Below are 5,230 nucleotides of genomic sequence, written 5' to 3'. Positions count from 1 at the left end.
CCGCTCCTCCGCGGCGAGCGCGGAGGCCCGCGCCAAGGTGACGAACTACCTCAACACGTTGATGGAAGCCGGCGAGAAGGACACCCACCGGTTGACGGTCTGCGGCCTGACCTATCTGCGCCAGCTCGACGGCAGCGTGGACCCGGTGAAGGCGGGGTATACGGGGTTGTAGCGGGGAGGCCGGCCACCACCGGCGGGCGCTCGCACAAATAGGTCCAAAGCGGGCCTTTCAGAGATCATCGGAGCGGGGCGGTCCATGGAGCGTCCTCGCCTAATCCTCCAATCCCCACCATATCTGGCATAAATCCTGTCCCGGACCCGCAAATGCTTGGCCGGGGGCGGGCGATGTGGTAGATCGCGCTCGCAGCTTCCGATCACCACACCAGACCCGCCCGCAGCCCGCCAAAAGGTTGCGGCGGTGGAGATATTCGCAAGATGACCTTCGCCAAAACYGCCTCCGCGCCCGATTCGTTTTTCACCGCCTCGCTCGACCAGGCCGACCCGGAAATCGCCGCCGCCATCAAGGGCGAGCTCGGCCGGCAGCGCCATGAGGTCGAGCTGATCGCCTCCGAGAACATCGTCAGCCGTGCCGTGCTGGAAGCGCAGGGTTCGGTGATGACCAACAAATATGCGGAAGGTTATCCGGGCGCGCGCTACTACGGCGGTTGTGAATGGGTCGACGTCGCCGAGAACCTCGCGATCGATCGCGCGAAAAAACTGTTCGGCGCGAACTTCGCCAACGTGCAGCCGAACTCCGGCAGCCAGATGAACCAGGCGGTGTTCTTGGCGCTGCTCCAGCCCGGCGACACCTTCATGGGTCTCGACCTCGCCGCCGGCGGCCATCTCACCCACGGTTCGCCCGTCAACATGAGCGGCAAGTGGTTCAAGGCCGCGCACTACACCGTGCGCCGCGAGGACCAGATCATCGACATGGATGCGGTGGCCAAGCAGGCCGAGCAGGTCAAGCCGAAGCTGATCATCGCCGGCGGCTCGGCCTATTCGCGCGCCTGGGACTTCAAGCGCTTCCGCGAGATCGCCGATAGCGTCGGCGCTTATCTCCTGGTCGACATGGCGCATTTCGCCGGCCTCGTCGCCGGCGGCGTGCATGCCTCGCCCGTGCCCTATGCCCACGTCACCACGACCACGACCCACAAATCGCTGCGCGGCCCGCGCGGCGGGTTGATGCTGTGGAATGACGAGACGCTAACCAAGAAGCTCAACTCGGCGATCTTCCCGGGCCTTCAGGGCGGCCCGCTGATGCATGTGATCGCGGCGAAGGCGGTCGCCTTCGGCGAGGCGCTGCGGCCGGACTTCAAGGTCTACGCGAAAAACGTCGTCGAGAACGCCAAGGCGCTGGCCGAGACGCTGAAGAGCCACGGCTTCGATATCGTCTCCGGCGGCACCGACAACCATCTGATGTTGGTCGACCTCAGGCCGAAGGGCCTGAAGGGCAACGCCTCGGAGAAGGCGCTGGTGCGCGCGGCCATCACCTGCAACAAGAACGGCATTCCCTTCGACCCCGAAACGCCCTTCGTCACCTCGGGCCTGCGTCTGGGCACCCCGGCTGCGACCACGCGCGGCTTCGGCGTCGCTGAATTCCAGCAGGTCGGCGGCCTGATCGCCGAGGTCCTGAACGCGATCGCGCAGTCCTCCGACGGCAAGGCGCCGCTGGTGGAAGCCGCGATCAAGGAACGGGTCAAGGCGCTCACCGATCGGTTCCCGATCTACCAGTAAGGCTGGGCTAAACGGATGCGCTGCCCGAACTGCAACAGTCTCGATACGCAGGTAAAGGACTCGCGTCCGACCGAGGACTCTTCCGTGATCCGCAGGCGGCGCGTGTGCGTCGCCTGCAATTTCCGCTTCACCACCTTCGAGCGCGTGCAGCTGCGCGAGCTCACCGTGATCAAGCGCAACGGCCGCCGCGTGCCGTTCGACCGCGACAAGCTGATGCGCTCAGTGTCGATCAGTCTGCGCAAGCGGCAGGTCGAGCCGGAGCGGGTGGAGAAAATGGTATCCACCATTGTGCGCGAGCTCGAGACCGGGGGCGAGGCCGAAATCTCCTCCGAGGTGATCGGCGAGACCGTGATGGAGCATCTGCGCACGCTCGACGACGTCGCCTATGTGCGCTTTGCCTCGGTCTACCGCAATTTCCGCGAGGCCAAGGATTTCGCCGACGTGCTCGGCGAGCTCTCCGGTGAGGAGGAAGCGCGGCTCGCCGCGATCCGCAAATGATCTTCCGCATCCTGGAAGATCAGTTCGCGCAGAAGGCCCGCGAGTCCAAGGACGCCGATCGCCGCTTCATGCAGCTTGCACTGGCGCTCGGCCGGCGCGGGCAGGGCCGCACCTGGCCCAATCCGGCCGTCGGGGCCGTCATCGTCAAGGACGGGGTGATCCTCGGCCGCGGCTGGACGCAAGAAGGTGGTCGTCCGCATGCGGAGCCTGAGGCGCTGCGGCGGGCCGGCGAGGCGGCACGCGGGGCCACGCTCTACGTCACACTGGAGCCGTGCTCGCATTTCGGCAAGTCGCCGCCCTGTGCGGACGCGGTGATCGCGGCCGGCATCAAGCGCGTGGTCGCGGCAATCGAGGACCCTAATCCGGACGTCGCGGGTCAGGGCCATGCACGGCTGCGTGCCGCGGGCATCACGGTGGATGTGGGCCTGTGCGCGGCGGAGGCCGCGTTCGACCACGCCGGCCATTTCCGCCGCATTCGTGACAGGCGTCCGCATGTGATCCTGAAGCTCGCGGTCTCGCCCGACGGCAAGATCGGCGCGGCCGGCGCCAAGCCGGTCGCCATCACGGGCGAAGCCGCGCGCAATCGCGTGCATCTGTTGCGCGCCCAGAGCGACGCCATCCTGGTCGGCATCGGCACGGTGCTGGCGGACGATCCGCTTCTCACCTGCCGCCTGCCGGGCATGGCGGCGCGCTCGCCGGTGCGCGTGGTGCTCGATCAGAGCCTTCGTATTCCGGCATCGAGCAAGCTCGTCCGCTCCGCGCGCGAGACGCCGCTCTGGGTGGTCGGCTCGGAGCTTGCGGAAGCCGCGGCCGCGACACGGCTTGGCGCTGCCGGTACGCAGGTCATCCGGGTGCCGCCGGGCAGCGCATCCGGGCTCGATCTTTCGGCTGCGCTGCATGCGCTGGCCGGGAAGGGCATCACGCGGCTGATGGTCGAAGGCGGCAGCCGCGTTGCGGCATCGTTCGTGGCGGGCGACCTGGTCGACGAGATCTGGCTGTTCCGCGGTGCGGACGCTGTCGGCGCCGATGGCGTGGATGCGCTCGATGCATTGCCCCTGTCGAAAATCACGCAGTCGCAGGCCTTCAAGGTTCATGCTAGCGAAACATTCGACAAGGATACTCTCACCATCTACGAGCGCGCCTAATGTTCACCGGCATTGTCACCGATATCGGCGAGATCGTCAGCCTGAAGCCTGTGGCGCAGGGGCAGCTGCATCGCCTGCGCATCGCCTGCCGCTATGATCAGACCACCATTGCCGACGGCGCATCGATCGCCTGCAACGGCGTCTGCCTGACCGTCGTGGCCTCCGGCGTCGAGGGCGGCAAAGACTCTTCTAAAAGGACTTGGTTCGATGTCGATGCCGCGGCCGAGACGCTGGCGCTGACCACGGCAAAGCGCTGGCAGGGCGGCACCAGGCTCAATCTCGAGCGCGCGCTGAAGATCGGCGACGAGCTCGGCGGCCACATCGTCGCCGGCCATGCCGACGGAATCGCGACCATCGTCAGTCGCGAGGACCTGCCGGACATGGCGCGGTTCGCGTTCAGCACGACGCGGGAGCTGGCGCGGTTCATCGCCACCAAGGGCTCGATCACGCTCGACGGCGTGTCGCTGACGGTCAATACGGTTGCGGACGTGACCTTTTCGGTGCTGATCATCCCGCATACCCTGAGCGTGACCACGCTGAGCGGCTGGAAGGCGGGCGACGAGGTCAATATCGAGGTCGACCTGATGGCCCGCTACGCGGCGCGGCTGACGGAGATGAAGTGACCGGCGCAGCCGGTCATTCCGGGATGGTCCGAAGGACCAGACCCGGAATCTCGAGATTCCGGGGTCGATGCTTCGCATCACCCCGGAATGACAGTTTAAAACTTGGCTTACCGATTGGCGGCGACTACATAACGCCGACCTCTGTGAAACGGATTTGATGATGGCAGACGCGCGGCGCGCACCCCTGAAGGACCAGACCGACATTTCCGGCGCGCGCGCGCTGATTGTCGAGGCACGGTTCTATGATGACCTCCAGGACGCCCTGCTGGAAGGCGCCGTGGCCGAGCTGAAGGCGGCCGGCCTGACGCACGACGTCATCACGGTTCCCGGCGCGCTGGAGATCCCGGCGGCGGTCGCCATCGCGGTCGATGCCGCGGCGGCCAACGGCAAGCCGTATGACGCGGCGATCGCGCTCGGCTGCGTGATCCGCGGCGATACCATCCATTTCGAGATCGTCTCGCAGGAATCCTCGCGCGCGCTGATGGACCTCGCGGTGGCGCGCAAGCTGCCGCTCGGCAACGGCATCCTCACCGTCAACACCGAGGCGCAGGCCTGGGCGCGGGCGCGCGCCAGCGAGCTCAACAAGGGCGGCGACGCCGCGCGCGCGGCGATTGCCATGCTGCGCATCAAGCGCCGTCTGGCGCAGGCTTGATCATGGTCGACAACAGCAAAAAGCCGCCGGCTGGCACAGAGAAGAAAGCGAACCGGCGCGGTGCGGCGCGGCTCGCGGCCGTCCAGGCGCTGTATCAGATGGACATCGCCGGCGCCGGCATCAACGACATCTTTGCCGAGTTCGAGAGCCACTGGCTTGGTAACGAGGTCGAGGGCGACACTTATCTTCCGGCGGAAGCGGCCTTCTTCCGCGACGTCGTCTCGGGCGTCGTGCGCGACCAGAAGAAGCTCGATCCCCTGATCGACGAGGCGCTGTCGAAAGGATGGCCGCTGAAGCGCATCGAGGCGATTTTGCGCGCGGTGCTGCGGGCAGGGGCCTACGAACTGGAACACCGCAAGGACGTGCCGGGCCGCGTCGTCGTGTCCGAATATGTCGACGTCGCCAACGCCTTCGTCGACCGCGAGGAGACCGGCATGGTGAATGCGGTGCTCGACCAGATCGGCCGCCAGTTTCGCGGCGACGAATTCGGGCGGGGGTAGTTATCCGCGAGGGCGGTGAAGTGACGCGATACGGCTGCCGCATTCTCTGTCGTCATCACCCGCGAAAGCGGGTGATCC

Annotated in this window: 6 protein-coding genes; all 6 read left to right on the top strand. The window is 66.5% G+C overall.

Annotated elements, in window-relative coordinates; genetic code table 11:
- Nucleotides 1-435 precede the first annotated feature (435 nt).
- The 6 genes from glyA (at nt 436) to nusB (ending at nt 5,152) form a co-directional block, all read left to right on the top strand.
- Nucleotides 436-1,734, top strand: coding sequence for a serine hydroxymethyltransferase (glyA, locus tag ACXJL8_RS33275; protein ID WP_456622194.1), 1,299 nt, complete (start codon nt 436-438; stop codon nt 1,732-1,734).
- A 15-nt stretch (nt 1,735-1,749) separates the two neighbouring features.
- Nucleotides 1,750-2,232 carry a transcriptional regulator NrdR gene (gene nrdR / locus ACXJL8_RS33270; protein WP_007603426.1) on the top strand — a complete coding sequence of 161 codons (483 nt, stop codon included), beginning with the start codon at nt 1,750-1,752 and terminating at the stop codon, nt 2,230-2,232.
- A complete protein-coding gene (gene ribD, locus ACXJL8_RS33265) occupies nt 2,229-3,377 on the top strand; it encodes a bifunctional diaminohydroxyphosphoribosylaminopyrimidine deaminase/5-amino-6-(5-phosphoribosylamino)uracil reductase RibD (protein WP_456622193.1) in 1,149 nt (382 codons plus the stop codon). Before nrdR ends, ribD begins: the two co-directional genes overlap by 4 nt.
- Complete coding sequence (locus tag ACXJL8_RS33260; RefSeq protein WP_456622192.1) at nt 3,377-4,000, top strand: riboflavin synthase; 624 nt, start codon at nt 3,377-3,379, stop codon at nt 3,998-4,000. The genes ribD and ACXJL8_RS33260 overlap by 1 nt, the downstream gene beginning before the upstream one ends.
- A gap of 160 nt (nt 4,001-4,160) precedes the next feature.
- Nucleotides 4,161-4,652 carry a 6,7-dimethyl-8-ribityllumazine synthase gene (gene ribH, locus ACXJL8_RS33255; protein WP_456622191.1) on the top strand — a complete coding sequence of 164 codons (492 nt, stop codon included), beginning with the start codon at nt 4,161-4,163 and terminating at the stop codon, nt 4,650-4,652.
- 2 nt (nt 4,653-4,654) lie between these two features.
- On the top strand, nt 4,655-5,152 hold the full coding sequence (gene nusB, locus ACXJL8_RS33250; RefSeq protein WP_456622190.1) for a transcription antitermination factor NusB: 498 nt from the start codon (nt 4,655-4,657) through the stop codon (nt 5,150-5,152).
- The last annotated feature ends 78 nt before the right edge of the window (nt 5,153-5,230 follow it).

The sequence above is a fragment of the Bradyrhizobium sp. P5_C11_2 genome (genome assembly GCF_054049755.1).
The sequence above is the reverse complement of the archived record's forward strand: the minus strand, read 5'-3'. Positions and strand labels throughout refer to the sequence as shown.

Excerpts from the sequence above, each read along its gene's own strand:
- nrdR (WP_007603426.1), top strand. The coding sequence starts at position 1,750 with ATGCGCTGCCCGAACTGCAACAGTCTCGATACGCAGGTAAAGGACTCG.
- ribD (WP_456622193.1), top strand. The coding sequence starts at position 2,229 with ATGATCTTCCGCATCCTGGAAGATCAGTTCGCGCAGAAGGCCCGCGAG.
- ACXJL8_RS33260 (WP_456622192.1), top strand. The coding sequence starts at position 3,377 with ATGTTCACCGGCATTGTCACCGATATCGGCGAGATCGTCAGCCTGAAG.
- ribH (WP_456622191.1), top strand. The coding sequence starts at position 4,161 with ATGGCAGACGCGCGGCGCGCACCCCTGAAGGACCAGACCGACATTTCC.
- nusB (WP_456622190.1), top strand. The coding sequence starts at position 4,655 with ATGGTCGACAACAGCAAAAAGCCGCCGGCTGGCACAGAGAAGAAAGCG.